Origin of the sequence: Nonomuraea dietziae (assembly GCF_014195505.1) — a bacterium.
In the GTDB taxonomy this organism is placed as follows: domain Bacteria; phylum Actinomycetota; class Actinomycetes; order Streptosporangiales; family Streptosporangiaceae; genus Nonomuraea; species Nonomuraea roseola.
Window position 1 is genome coordinate 8,830,829 of sequence record NZ_JACIBV010000001.1, and the last position, 12,682, is coordinate 8,843,510.

At 72.0% G+C, this 12,682-nt stretch carries 12 protein-coding genes; 9 read left to right on the forward strand and 3 right to left on the reverse strand.

What is annotated here, in order from left to right; all coding sequences use genetic code 11:
* Positions 1–6: 6 nt before the first annotated feature.
* From FHR33_RS41980 to FHR33_RS42020, 9 genes are all read left to right on the forward strand, one after another.
* Positions 7–1,326 (forward strand): ABC transporter substrate-binding protein, encoded by a 1,320-nt coding sequence (locus FHR33_RS41980; RefSeq protein WP_183659683.1) that lies wholly within the window; start codon positions 7–9, stop codon positions 1,324–1,326.
* Complete coding sequence (locus FHR33_RS41985) at positions 1,323–2,267, forward strand: ADP-ribosylglycohydrolase family protein (RefSeq protein ID WP_183659684.1); 945 nt, start codon at positions 1,323–1,325, stop codon at positions 2,265–2,267. The genes FHR33_RS41980 and FHR33_RS41985 overlap by 4 nt, the downstream gene beginning before the upstream one ends.
* A 9-nt stretch (positions 2,268–2,276) precedes the next feature.
* On the forward strand, positions 2,277–3,245 hold the full coding sequence (locus tag FHR33_RS41990) for an ADP-ribosylglycohydrolase family protein (RefSeq protein ID WP_183659685.1): 969 nt from the start codon (positions 2,277–2,279) through the stop codon (positions 3,243–3,245).
* On the forward strand, positions 3,242–4,381 hold the full coding sequence (locus FHR33_RS41995) for an ADP-ribosylglycohydrolase family protein (RefSeq protein WP_183659686.1): 1,140 nt from the start codon (positions 3,242–3,244) through the stop codon (positions 4,379–4,381). The genes FHR33_RS41990 and FHR33_RS41995 overlap by 4 nt, the downstream gene beginning before the upstream one ends.
* Positions 4,378–5,730: an ADP-ribosylglycohydrolase family protein gene (locus FHR33_RS42000; protein WP_183659687.1), complete on the forward strand. Its 1,353-nt coding sequence runs from the start codon at positions 4,378–4,380 to the stop codon at positions 5,728–5,730. The genes FHR33_RS41995 and FHR33_RS42000 overlap by 4 nt, the downstream gene beginning before the upstream one ends.
* A complete protein-coding gene (gene rbsK, locus FHR33_RS42005) occupies positions 5,727–6,617 on the forward strand; it encodes a ribokinase (RefSeq protein WP_183659688.1) in 891 nt (296 codons plus the stop codon). The genes FHR33_RS42000 and rbsK overlap by 4 nt, the downstream gene beginning before the upstream one ends.
* A 236-nt stretch (positions 6,618–6,853) precedes the next feature.
* A complete protein-coding gene (locus FHR33_RS42010) occupies positions 6,854–8,170 on the forward strand; it encodes a sensor histidine kinase (protein WP_183659689.1) in 1,317 nt (438 codons plus the stop codon).
* A 121-nt stretch (positions 8,171–8,291) separates the two neighbouring features.
* Positions 8,292–9,032: an alpha/beta hydrolase gene (locus tag FHR33_RS42015; RefSeq protein ID WP_183659690.1), complete on the forward strand. Its 741-nt coding sequence runs from the start codon at positions 8,292–8,294 to the stop codon at positions 9,030–9,032.
* A complete protein-coding gene (locus tag FHR33_RS42020) occupies positions 9,025–10,143 on the forward strand; it encodes an acyltransferase family protein (protein WP_183659691.1) in 1,119 nt (372 codons plus the stop codon). The genes FHR33_RS42015 and FHR33_RS42020 overlap by 8 nt, the downstream gene beginning before the upstream one ends.
* 147 nt (positions 10,144–10,290) lie before the next feature.
* On the opposite strand, the gene FHR33_RS42025 is transcribed toward FHR33_RS42020, so the two are convergent.
* From FHR33_RS42025 to pcp, 3 genes are all read right to left on the reverse strand, one after another.
* Positions 10,291–10,656 carry a hypothetical protein gene (locus FHR33_RS42025; protein WP_183659692.1) on the reverse strand — a complete coding sequence of 122 codons (366 nt, stop codon included), beginning with the start codon at positions 10,654–10,656 and terminating at the stop codon, positions 10,291–10,293.
* Positions 10,657–11,240: 584 nt separating this feature from the next.
* Positions 11,241–12,047, reverse strand: coding sequence for an orotidine-5'-phosphate decarboxylase (gene pyrF / locus FHR33_RS42030; protein WP_183659693.1), 807 nt, complete (start codon positions 12,045–12,047; stop codon positions 11,241–11,243).
* Positions 12,048–12,057: 10 nt separating this feature from the next.
* A complete protein-coding gene (pcp, locus tag FHR33_RS42035) occupies positions 12,058–12,675 on the reverse strand; it encodes a pyroglutamyl-peptidase I (protein WP_183659694.1) in 618 nt (205 codons plus the stop codon).
* Between the last annotated feature and the right edge of the window lie 7 nt (positions 12,676–12,682).

Below are 12,682 nucleotides of genomic sequence, written 5' to 3' on the forward strand. Positions count from 1 at the left end.
GCTCTTATGCGTATCAAATCCGCTTTGGCGGCCGCGGCGATCGTCGCGATGGCGGCCGCGTGCGGCTCCGGTGGTGGCGGCGGCGACGCCGCCGAGCCCGCCAAGTCGGGCGGCGAGCCCGTGAAGCTGAATTTCCTCAGCCTGGCCTGGCAGAAGGAGTCCGTGGCGGCCAACAAGGAGATCGTGGAGGCCTGGAACAAGGCCAACCCGAACATCCAGGTCACCTACGTCCAGGGCAGCTGGGACAACGTCAACGACCAGCTCGTCACCTCCTTCGAGGGCGGCGACGCCCCTGACGTGATCCACGACGACTCGCCCGCGCTGTCCGGCTTCGCCTCGCGCGGCTACCTGCTGGACCTGAAGGACAAGCTGCCGGCCGAGCTGAAGAGCGACATCCCGCAGTCGGCGTGGGACACCGTCACCTTCGACGACGGCAAGGGCAACCAGGGCGTCTACGGCGTGCCGTTCCTGCAGGAGTCGCAGGTCATCATCGCCAACAAGAAGCTGCTCGACGCCGCGAAGGTGCGCGTCCCCACCGCGGACGCCCCCTGGACGTGGGACGAGTTCGCCGAGGTCAGCAAGAAGCTGACCAAGGGCGAGACGTTCGGCGTGGCCTGGCCGATGAAGTCGCCCGTCAACAAGACGCTCAACCTGGCGCTCAACTTCAACGGCACCTTCTTCCAGACCGGCGCGGACGGCAAGACCACGGTCAAGGTCGGCCCGGAGGAGAAGCAGGTCCTCCAGCGCATCCACGACCAGCTCTACAAGGACAAGTCGGCCGACCCCTCGGCGCTCGGCATGGGCACCGCCGACCCGCTGCCCGGCTTCTTCGCCGGCAAGTACGCCCTGCTGCCCGTCGGCGTCTACCTGCGCCAGCAGGTCGTCGAGCAGGCGCCCGACGGCTTCGAGTGGGTCACCCTTCCCCCGCTGAAGGGCGAGACCACCAACCAGGGCGCGGTCTCCCAGACCCTGTCGGTCTCGGCCGACAGCAAGCACCCCGACGAGTCCATCAAGTTCATGTCGTTCTTCCTGAACGGCCCGAACCAGGCCAAGCTCGCCAAGGGCGACTGGCTGCTGCCGACCTCGCAGAAGGCCGCCGCCGACCCGTCGATGACCACCAAGGAGAACGGCTGGGACATCGCCACCGCCTCCGCCAAGGACCTCGTCGTCGCGCCGTTCCTGAAGGTCAACGGCTTCGACGAGTGGAAGAGCAAGGTCGCCACCCCGACCCTGCAGCAGTACTTCGCCAACAAGATCTCCCTTGACGACGCGGCCAAGCAGCTCGTCGAAGAGGGGAACAAGGTGCTGGAGCGGTACTCCCGGTGAGTCTGCTCAAGGATCGCGCCCGGGGGTGTCTGCTCGGCCTGGCGGCCGGCGACGCCCTCGGGGCACCTGCCGAGAACATGGAGCCCGCCCAGATCCGCGAGAAGTGGGGCAGGCTCACCGAGATCGAGGGCGGCGGCACCGACGACACGGAGTACGCGATCTTCGCCGCCTCCCTGCTCGTGCGGCACGGCCACGACCTCACCAGTGACGACGTCGCCGACGCCTACCGCAGGGAGATCATCCCCGCGGTGCTCGGCCCCATGAAGGGCGCGGGCTTCTCCGAGCTCGGCACCGTGTCGGCACTGCGGCGCGGGCTCGAACCGCCCATGACCGGGATGATCCACGCGCACGGCTGGTCCGACGGGCTGGCGATGCGGGCGGCGCCGTACGGCATCTTCTGCCCAGGCGATCCCGCGGAGGCGGCCCGGCTGATCGAGCAGGACGGCCTGGTCAGCGGCGAGGGCGAGGGCATCAACGGCGGCAGGGCGGTCGCGGCTGCCGTCGCGGTCGCCATGAGCGGCGCAGCCCCCGGCGAGGTGGTGAGAGCAGGGCTCTCAGCGATCCCCCAGGACTCGTGGACGGCCAGGACCATCTCCAGGGCGCTGCCCCTCAAGGACTCGCCCGAAGGGCTGCACGAGGCCGTGGTGATCAGGCACTACCCGTGGACCGACCTCGCGCCCGAGGCCGTGGCGCTGGCCTTCGCCGCCTACCTGCACGGCGACGGCGAGGTGGAGGAGTCGGTGACCTACGCGGTGAGCCTGGGCAGGGACGCCGACACCATCGGCGCCATCGCGGGCGCCATGGCGGGGGCAGGACGCGGCGAGGCGGGCGTGCCCGGCAGGTGGGCCGAGCGCATCGGCCCCGCCACCGGCAAGTGCCTGCCCGTCGTGGCGGGCAAGCACGTGCTCGACGTCGCGGATGAGCTCGCGAGACGACTGTAAGGACAGCACATGTCGGGGGACAGGATCACAGGAGCCTTCGTCGGGCTGGCCGTGGGCGACGCCGCCGGCTGGCCCGCGGCACGGCACCGCGCGGCGCTGCACGCGCCATGGAGCAGACGGCTGCACCGCGAGCTCGACGCCTTCGCCGAGGAGCACAGGGTCACGACGCTGCCCGTGCCTTTCGCGCTCAACCAGCCGACCGCGCCGCTGGCCGTCGGCCCTTCCGACGACGCCGAGTGGCTGGCGTGGACGGCGCTGACGCTCTCGCAGGACAGGGTGCGGGCCTTTGTCGACCTGTCGGGGCGAGACGACCTGCGGGCGCGGATCTCGGTGACCACCGCGCTCGGCAACCTGCGCGGCGGCCTCGAGCCGCCCGCCAGCGGGCACGACAACCCGCACTTCTTCGACGACGCCGCGGCCGTCAGGGCCGTGGCCTTCGGCGCCGTGGGACAGGACCCCACGCGCGACGCGCAGATCACCAACGCGGGTGACGGCGTGCTCGGCGCGAGGGCGATGGCCGCGGCGGTGGCCGAGGCGGTGTCGGGCGGCTCGGCCGCGCTCGCCGTCGAGGCGGCGCTGGCCCAGCTGCCCGAGGACAGCGCGATCGGCGTCAACGCCAGGGCGGCGCTGCGGGTGACGCGCAAGGCGGGAGGGGCCTTCGCCGCCGTGCCCGCGCTCGACGCCGAACTGATCGACCATGTCTACAGCTACGCCGTCTCCGCGGCGGTGACCGTGCCCGTGGCGCTCGCGCTGGCGGAGGTCTCGGGCGGGTCGCTGGTCGAGGCCGTGCCCGCCGCCGCGTGCCTGGCGGCGGTGGCCGACTCGGCGCCCGCGCTCACCGGGGCGCTCACGGGCGCCTGCGGCGGATACAGAGTGATACCTGAGGGGTGGGCCGCCTCCGCACGGAGGCTGGCCGGGTGCTGCCTGCCTGAACTGGCCGGCAGGGATCTACTGGATATTTCGGAGGGAATCGCATGACGCCGCTGGAGGACAGGGCCACTGGTTGCGTGGCGGGAGCGGCGGTGGGTGACGCGCTCGGCGGCGCCACCGAGGGCTGGACTCCCGAGCAGATCACGCAGCGCTACGGTGGGACGGTCGAGGGGGTCGTCCCGCCCTTCAACGCCGACTGGCGCAACGCCCGGCCCATCGCGCCGTACCACAAGGGCGACGGCCACATCACCGACGACACCCTGATGACGCACGCGCTCATCCGCGTCTACCAGAAGGCAGGCGCTCACCTCGACGCCTACTCCATGGCCGAGCACATGGTGCCCGAGATGATGGGCGAGAAGCAGTGGATCCCCGAGCTGGAGGCCGACGCGCTGCCGCTGCAGCGGGTGTTCCTGGCCGAGAAGTGGATCGTCGCGCGGCTGCACTACGGGCACAACGACCCGCGTGAGGCGGGCGTCGGCAACATCGTCAACTGCGGCGCGGCGATGTACGTCGCGCCCGTCGGCATCGTCAACGCCGGCGACCCCGACGCCGCCTACGCCGAGGCGATCGACCTGACGGGCGCCCATCAGTCCTCCTACGGCCGCGAGGCCGCGGGCGTGATGGCAGCCGCCGTCGCGGAGGCGATGCGACCCGGCGCGAGCGCCGACTCGGTCGTGGCGACCGCCATCAGGCTGGCCAAGGACGGCACCAGGGCCGCGATCGAGGCCGTGTGCTCCAGAGCGCGCGACTTCGGCCACTGGGAGGGGTCGTTCGAGGGGTTGCGCGCGGCCATGCGTCCCTACGACACCGTCGCCGACACCTACCGCGACCAGGGGCTCGGCGCCCGGCGGCCCTCGCGGGTGCACAGCATCGAGGAGCTTCCCCTCGCGCTGGCGTTCCTGCTCATCGCCAAGGGCGACGTCAGGGACACGGTCCTGGGCGGGGTCAACTACGGGCGCGACGCCGACTCGATCGCCTCCATGGGCGGGGCGATCGCGGGCGCTCTCGGCGGGCTGTCGGCCGTGCCGTCCGACTGGGTCGAGCAGATCGGCACCGCCAGCCGTACGGACCTGGTCGCCCCCGGGCGCGCCATCGCCGAGGTCGCGCTGCGGATCCATCGCGACGACCTGGCCAGGCGCAGGGCCCACGAGGACGCCTTCGCCGAGCTGGCCGGCCAGTGATCAGGCTCACCTGGGTGCAGCCGGAGGACCTGGTGGGGCACGAGCTGCGCCAGGCCGCCGAGGACGGGCGCGACGTGCGGGAGATCACCGCCCGCTGGCACGCGGCGGGCGGCCACGACGCGCCGCCGAGGGCGGGGGCCTCCGAGGCCGGCGCCCTGCGGCTGCGCGGGCTGGCCGAGGAGCTGCTGGACGAGCTGGCCACGCTGAGGTCGCCGCTGGAGGAGCCCACGGAGCTGGCCGACATCATCGCCGTCTGCCCGGGCTGGCCCGCCCGTCAGGCGGATCTCCTCCAGGAGGGGAGGCGGGCGGCCAGGCCCGAGCACGCCCGCGTGCTCGGGGCGTGGCTCGGCAGGGCGGCGGGCTGCGTGCTCGGCAAGCCGGTGGAGAAGATCCCGCGCGAGGGCATCAGGCAGATCGCCGAGGCCACGGGCAACTGGCCCATCCAGGGGTGGTTCACCGGGGTCGGGCTGCCCGACGAGATCGCCCGGCGGTGGCCGTGGAACCGGCGCAGCGCGGTCAACTCTCTCGCGGAGAACATCGACGGCGTCCCCGAGGACGACGACCTCAACTACCCGCTGCTGGCCCTGACGGTGCTCGAGCGGCACGGGCGCGGCTTCACCACCGACGACGTCGCCAAGCTGTGGCTCGACGAGCTGCCTGCGGGCCGTACGTTCACCGCCGAGCGGGTCGCCTACCGCAACCTGCTGGCCGGGATCGAGCCGCCGCTGACCGCGACCTATCGCAACCCCTTCCGCGAGTGGATCGGCGCGCTGATCAGGACCGACCTCTACGGGTGGGTCAACCCGGGCGACCCCGCGACCGCGGCGGAGTACGCCTGGCGCGACGCCCGCCTCACCCACACCGCCAACGGCGTCTACGGCGCGATGTTCGTGGCCGCCATGTGCGCCCAGTCGCTGGTCGCCACCTCGGTGAAGGAGGTGGTCGAGGCGGGCCTGTCCGTCGTCCCTCCGCGCTCCCGGCTGGCAGGCGCCGTACGGCAGGCGGTCGAGGACGCCTCGGCCGCCGCCGACTTCGAGCAGGTCCTCGACCGCCTGCACGAGCGGCACGGCGACCTGCACTGGGTGCACACGATCAACAACGCCGCCCTCGTCGCCGCCACCCTCGTGCACGCCCAGGGCGACTTCACCGCCTCGATCGCGGGCGCGGTCGCGGGCGGCTGGGACACCGACTCGGCGGGCGCGACGGTCGGCTCGATCGCCGGAGCGCTGAACGGAGGCGTGCCCGAGCGGTGGAGGATGCGTGACAGCCTGGCCTCCAGCCTGACCGGGTTCGACGGCATCGCGCTGGGTGAGCTCGCCGAGCGCACGGAGAGGATGATAGAGCCATGATCTCGGTCTTCGGCAGCGCGAACATGGATCTGGTCGCCTACGTCCCCTCGGCGCCCAAACTCGGAGAGACGGTCACGGGGCGCGCCTTCCGTACCATCCCCGGCGGCAAGGGGGCCAACCAGGCGATCGCCGCCGCCCGAGCGGGCGGCGAGGTCGCCTTCCTCGGCGCGGTGGGCGACGACTCCTTCGGCGCCGCGCTGCGCGCCACCCTGGAGGAGGCGGGGGTCGACGTCGCCGCGCTGCGGCGGGTCGAGGGCCCGAGCGGCATCGCGCACATCGTGGTGGAGGACGCGGGAGGCAACTCGATCATCGTCGTGCCCGGCGCGAACGGCAGGGTCACCGAACCCTCCGGCGACGACCTGAGCGTGATCGCCGGCTCCTCCGCGCTGCTGCTCCAGCTGGAGCTGCCCATGGAGGCCGTCATCGGCGCGGCCCAGGCCGCCCAGGTGTCGGGCGTCGCGGTCATCCTCACCCCCGCGCCCGCCCAGCCGCTGCCGGAGAAGCTGCTCGACGCGGTCAGCCTCATCGTCCCGAACGAGCACGAGGCCGCGGCGATCACCGGGCTGACCGACCAGGACAAGGCGCTGGACGCGCTGCTCGAGCGGGTCCCCGAGGCGGTGATCACCCTGGGCTCCGAGGGCGCCCTGTACGGCTCTCGCGAAGGCGCGCGCCTGCGCGTTCCCGCGGTCAGGGTGAAGGCCGTCGACACGACCGCCGCGGGTGACACCTTCGTCGGCGCGCTGTCGGTGGCCCGCTCGGAGGGCATGGCGCCCGCCGACGCCCTCCACTTCGCCTCGGTCGCCGCGTCGATCTCGGTCCAGCGCGAGGGCGCGAGCACCTCGATGCCCACCCGCGCCGAGATCGACGCGTCGCTGAACACCGGCTGAGCCTTCAGGGAAGGAGCGCGCCGTGGACGCCCCCAGGGAGATCGACCTGCCGACCACGCGTTGTTCCTGAGGGGGCCAGGCCCCGTCGCCGAGGGCTCGGAGTGGTACTACCGTGCGCCTGGTAGTACGGGCCCGAGTGGAGGGCCGTCATCGTGTGATCATCACTCTTAGGAGTGATGATTTCGACCACTCTGAGGTATAACGCCACCTGCGCCGCAATCGCCTAAGATAGGTAAGTGATCTTGCGCGACGGCCTCAGGCAGCTGACCCGGCCGATCATCCTGGCCCTGGTCAAGGGAGAAGCCGGACCGTCGTTCCCCCGATCACGCCGTCTGGGGCCACCCATGCCCGCCTTCTTGGGCCTGCTGCCGTTCCGGACCATCGATCTGGTCCTGCTGGCCGACATCCTGCTCGCCTGGGGCCTGTTCAGCACCGGGCTCTCGGACCTCCTGGAGGGGCAGAGGCGCTCTCCCGGCGGCCCGGCGAGCGGGTTCCCCGAGGCGTTCCTGTGGTTCGCGGCGGCGGCGTCCTCCGTGCCCCTGCTGTTGCGCACCTGGTGGCCGCTGGCGGCCTGGCGGCTGTCCACGGTGAGCATGCTCCTGAGCGTCCCGATCGTGCAGACGTTGCTCTCCACCCCCTACTCCGTGGCGGCGGTCATCACCTACCCGCTGGTCGTCTACTCCGTCGCCACTCGCTGCGAACGGGAGACCACCCTGGGCGTGTGGGTCCTCTCCGTCCTGGCCGCGGGGGTGCTCGACCCCTCCCATGCCCCTGATCTGCTGTGGAGCCCTGAGATCCTGGGCGGTGCGGCCCTGCTGGCCGTCGCCGCGATCCTGGGCTACAACGTACGCGCCCGGCGGCTGGCCGCCACGCGCCTGGCCGAGGAGGAGCGGCGCAGCGAGCGGGCGCTGGCCGGGCAGGCCGCGCTGGAGGAACGGGCCAGGATCGCCAGGGAACTGCACGACGTCGTGGCGCACCACATGTCGGTGATCGCCATCCAGGCGGAGGCCATCCCGCTGAAGGCGGGCGGGGAGCCCCGGCAGTTGGAGGAGGGTATGGCGGAGATCCGCACGCTCTCGCTCGCGGCCATGACCGAGATGCGCCGCGTGCTGGGCGTGCTTCGAGACGAGGACGGGCGCACGGACACCGCGCCGCAGCCCGGCCTCGGCCGCCTGGAGGAGCTTGTCGGCACCGCGCGCTCCGCCGGGCTCACCGTGACGCTCAAGCTGGTGGGCGACCTGCTCGGGCTGCCCACGGCGGTGAGCCTGTCCGCCTACCGGATCGCGCAGGAGTCGCTCAGCAACGCCATGCGGCACGCGCCCGGATCGGCCGTCTCGATGAGAATCGCCCGTTCCAGAGCCGAGCTGCACATCCAGGTGACGAACGGCGCCGGGCGCGGCTCCCCGGCGAAACCGGGACACGCAGGACACGCGGGACACGGCCTGATCGGGATGCGGGAGCGGGTGTCCATGCTCGGCGGAAGCCTGTGGGTGGGGCCTGCCGGGACGGGGTTCGCGGTCACCGCCATACTCCCGATCGTGGAGAACGCGTGACGATCCGGGTGCCCTCTCCCCCCGTGGAGGGACACGGAGGTGGGCACCCCGGTGTGATGTGATCGACGATCATGAATTCTAGCGTTCTGACTGGTTCTTCCATCCAGTCAGAAAGGCTCGCATGTTCCGCCGCGCACGCACAGTGGCCGCCGCCGCAGCGTTGACCTACCTCATCGTCCCCGCTCCCCAAGGTGACCGGATCGTCAAGGTCTATGGGGATCTGGGCGCGGCGGAGCACGTCGCCGTCATCGTCCCGGGTTCCGACACCACGGCCGCCACCTTCGACGGCGGCAGGGCCAAACCGTACAGCACGCCGGGGGGAGGTGCCCGCGCGCTGCTGGCCGAGGCGCGGGCGCTGGACCCCGGCTCCAGACTGGCCGTGGTCGCCTGGCTCGGCTACGACAGCCCGGCGACCGTCAGCCTCGCGGTGGCGACGGACACGTCCGCCGTCGCAGGGGGCGGGGAGCTGCGGCGCTACGTCACCGAGACGCTCAGGGGCAAGCGGGTCAGCCTGCTGTGCCACAGCTACGGATCGGTCGTGTGCGCCAAGGCCGCTCCGGGGTCGGGCGCCGCCGAGCTGGCCGTCTTCGGCAGCCCAGGCCTCGGCGTCTCGGCCCCCGGCGACCTGGGCGGGCCCCGGCTGTGGGCGGGAAGCGGCGCCCAGGACTGGATGCGCGGCGTGCCCAAGCTCCGGCTCGGACCCCTCGGCTTCGGTCCCGATCCGGCTGGCCCCGCCTTCGGCGCCCACCTGTTCGCGACGGGTGAGGCCGGACACAGCGACTATCTCAAGCCGGGCAGTGAATCGCTGCGCAACCTCACCCTGATCGCCCTCGGCCGGACCGGCGAGGTGTCCCGTGGCTAGCGTCGCGACCCGGATCGCGACGGCCACCCCGGCGGACAGGGACCGGGGGGTGGACGCGCTGCGCGCGCTGGCGATCCTGGGGGTGGTCCTGGGGCACTGGATGGTCACGGCGTGGGCGCGCGGGCCCGGCGGAACGATACGCGTCTCCAGCCCACTCATCCACCTGCCGGAGTTCACGCCGGCGTCATGGGTGCTGCAGACCCTGGCGGTGTTCTTCTTCGTGGGCGGCTACGCGGCGGCGCGGAGCCTGCGCGCGGCGAAGGGGCGTCCGGCCTGGGTGCGGGCCAAGATGGGGCGGCTTGTGCGGCCGGTCGGGCCGCCTGCGCTGATCTGGGCGGGGATCGCGGCCGGGCTGATGCTGAACGGCATGCCGCCCGGTTCGATCAGGGCGCTGCTGCTGCCGGCGGCCGCGCCGGTCTGGTTCCTGGCGGTCTTCGCCGCGCTCACGTCAGCCACTCCTCTGCTGGTGCGTGAGCGGCCGGGCGTTCTGATCGTCTCGGCGGCCGGGGTCGTGCTCGCGGTGGACGTGGGCAGGTTCGCCCTCGGCGGGCCGGCCTGGCTGGGGTGGGTGAACCTGGCGGCCGGCTGGCTGGTGCCGTACGCGCTGGGCATCGCCTGGGGCCAGGGCGCGTTCACCTCCCGCCGGGCGGCGGTGGGCTTGCTGGCGGGAGGTACGGCCGGGGCCGTGGCGCTGGTCGCCGGGTTCGGCTATCCGGCCAGCATGGTGGGGGTGACCGGCGCGAAGGTCTCCAACCTCAGCCCGCCCACGCTCGCCGCGGTCTGCTTCGGGATCGCCCAGGTGGGGCTGGCGCTGTTGCTGCGCGGGCCGCTCACCCGCCTGATGCGGCGGCCCCCGCTGTGGGCGGCGGTGGCGATGGTCAACCTGTCCGCGATGGCGATCTTCCTGTGGCATCAGACCGCGCTGCTGGTGACCGTCCTGGTGGCGCTGCGCTTCGGCGACCTTCCCGGCCTGCTGACATCTCCCGCCGAGCCCGTCTGGCTGCTGCAGCGGCTGGCCTGGCTCCCGGTCCTCGCCCTGCTGCTGGTCCTCGGACTGCTGCCGGGCATGCTCCGAGCCTCCTTCAACGACCGGGCCTCGTCATCGAGCTGAGGACAGGTTCCATCCGCAGGGGGTCGAGAAACAACGAGCGGTTGTCCGAGGTTGGGGGAAGCGCGCCATGTGCCCTTCGGCCGGCGGTCGCTGAGGCGGCATTGGTTTCGCATGGTGAGGTCCAGCCTCGGATGGCGGCGCTTCGAGTCAGAGCCCGGCCGTGAGGTCCGATGGCGGTTCTGCGCTGCCGGTGTGAAACGCAAGACCGCCACCGTTCGCGGGCCGGAACCCCAGTTCATGGAGTTCGGGAACGTCGATCGCGGTGAGCACGCGCAGGGCACCGGCCTCGGCTGCCTCGCAGACCGCGAGACGCACCAGCGCATCGCGTACCGCCGATGGGACGCCGGGCTGGATGTGCACCACGTCGAGACGGGCGGTGGTGTGCTGCTCGTCCTCCCAGGACGCGGCTGCTTGACCGACGAAAGGTCTCCCGCGGGCGTTGTCGACGTGGGCCTGAAGCCAGCAGACAAGCTTTGCCTCGGCGATCAGCTGTCTGGGAATGGTGATGTCCATCCCCGCCTTGGCCAGCCAGTAGCCGGCCTCGGACGCAGGCGGGGGCACCGATGCCGACGGCGATCCCAGACTGAAAGTGAAGTAGCCCCTCTTCAGAACACCCCTCGGCGGCGGCACAGGGGGGAGCACGACGCCGTCGGCGCGTGGAACCGAACCGATGAAGAAACCGGCGGGGCAGACGTCTGAGCATCGTGGGTGTCCAGCACGACGTACCCGTCTCGAGTCACCCGGCGGCTTCGACGAACGAATCCAGTCTGGAGTTCCTCCGCGAGGCGAGATGCGACGTCTGCGGCCCACTCGTCTGCCGAGGTCACCGGCAGGCCGGTCCACGAACTCTCCGGCGCCGTCGGAAACTCGACCTTGATGGCGTACATGTTCGGATCTCGCCGCCAGCGGAAGATCACTGACATGCTGTCGGGCTCCGCCAGGACATCGACGGGGGAGTATCCGTCCGTCACGGCGCCCGCACGTAGCAGGCACGTCCTGACCGCCCTGAGGACCTCCTGCCGGGACCACTCAATCGCCACATGTCCAGGCTCCCACACCCTTCCCCATCGGATCGGGACTTGTCGCTGAAGATCGTTCTAGCCTCTTAGATGCTCCACGCACTCGTCGCGGTAGCGCTCGACCTGGCTCCTGACGCGCGAGGGGTCGATGAGCACCGCCCTCGACACCGAGGGCAGCACCGCGTGCCGTACGCCGGAGAAGAGCCTGGCCACCGCGGAGGGAGAGCCGCCCTGGGCGCCGAGACCAGGCGACAGGATGGGCCCGCCCAGGCGGTCGAGGGGGTGGCCGACCTTGTCCAGCGTCGCGCCCACGACCACCCCGACCGAGCCGAGGCCGTCCTCGCCCTCGTTGGCCGCAGCCACCCCTTCGAAGATCTGGTCGGCCACGGCCGACTGCAGGGTGAGCGCCTCGGGGTTGGAGGTGCGGGCCAGCACGAACACGCCGGCGTCGTTGGCGCGCGCGGTGGTGATCGCGCCCGCCAGCGAGCCGAACCCCAGGTACGGGCTGACGGTCATCGCGTCGGCGGCCATGGGGCTGCCCTGCTCCAGGTACGCCTCGGCGTAGCCGGCCATCGTGGAGTCGATGTCGCCCCGCTTGACGTCGAGGATCACCAGCGCCCCCGCCTCGCGCAGGGAGGGGATCATCCGCTCGAGCACCGCCACGCCCCTGCTGCCCCACCGCTCGAAGAAGGCCGACTGCGGCTTGACCGCCGCGGCCACGCCGGACACCGCCTCGGCGACGGTGAAGGTGAAGCGTTCGAGCCCCGCGGGGGAGTCGTCGAGGCCCCACGCGGTCAGCAGCGCGGGGCTCGGGTCGATGCCCACGCACAGCGGCCCTCGCCGCTCCATCTGCGCGCGCAACCGCACGCCGAACGGCTCGCTCATGCCCGCGACTCTACTGGACGGTTCCCTCGGCGAGCTCGGCCTCGACGCTGTCAGCCGCCTTGACCAGGGCGGCAAGGGCTCGCGCCACCGTGGTGGTCTCCATGCTCGGCCGTCCGGACTCGGTGACCTGGTGCGGCGCGTACGGCACGTGCACGAAGCCGCCCCGCAGGCCGGGCCGCTCGGTCGCGATCAGGTGCGCCAGGCCGTAGGCCACCTGGTTGCAGACGAACGTGCCCGCGGTGTAGGAGACCTCGGCGGGGATCCCCTCCTCGCGCACGGCGCGCGCCATCGCCTTGACCGGCAGCGTGGACAGGTAGGCGTCGGGGCCGCCCTCCACCACCGGCACGCCGTACGGCCTGCGTCCCTCGTTGTCGGGGATGCGCGCCTCGATGAGGTTGATCGCGACCTTCTCCACCGAGATCGCCGTCCGCCCTCCCGCCTGCCCTGTGCAGAGCACCAGCTCGGGATCGTGCAGGTCGACGGCCTCGCGCAGCGCCGTCAGCGCGCCCGAGAACGTGCAGGGCAGCTGGGCCACGTTCACCCCGGGGACCAGCACGACGGCGTCGTAGGACGGGTTCGTCGTCTCCCCGCCGAAGGGCTCGAACCCGGTCAGCAGCACACGCGTCATGTCATCC

Excerpts from the sequence above, each read along its gene's own strand:
- FHR33_RS42015 (WP_183659690.1), top strand. The coding sequence starts at position 8,292 with ATGTTCCGCCGCGCACGCACAGTGGCCGCCGCCGCAGCGTTGACCTAC.
- FHR33_RS41980 (WP_183659683.1), top strand. The coding sequence starts at position 7 with ATGCGTATCAAATCCGCTTTGGCGGCCGCGGCGATCGTCGCGATGGCG.
- pcp (WP_183659694.1), bottom strand. The coding sequence starts at position 12,675 with ATGACGCGTGTGCTGCTGACCGGGTTCGAGCCCTTCGGCGGGGAGACG.
- pyrF (WP_183659693.1), bottom strand. The coding sequence starts at position 12,047 with ATGAGCGAGCCGTTCGGCGTGCGGTTGCGCGCGCAGATGGAGCGGCGA.
- FHR33_RS41995 (WP_183659686.1), top strand. The coding sequence starts at position 3,242 with ATGACGCCGCTGGAGGACAGGGCCACTGGTTGCGTGGCGGGAGCGGCG.
- FHR33_RS42025 (WP_183659692.1), bottom strand. The coding sequence starts at position 10,656 with ATGGACATCACCATTCCCAGACAGCTGATCGCCGAGGCAAAGCTTGTC.
- FHR33_RS41990 (WP_183659685.1), top strand. The coding sequence starts at position 2,277 with ATGTCGGGGGACAGGATCACAGGAGCCTTCGTCGGGCTGGCCGTGGGC.
- rbsK (WP_183659688.1), top strand. The coding sequence starts at position 5,727 with ATGATCTCGGTCTTCGGCAGCGCGAACATGGATCTGGTCGCCTACGTC.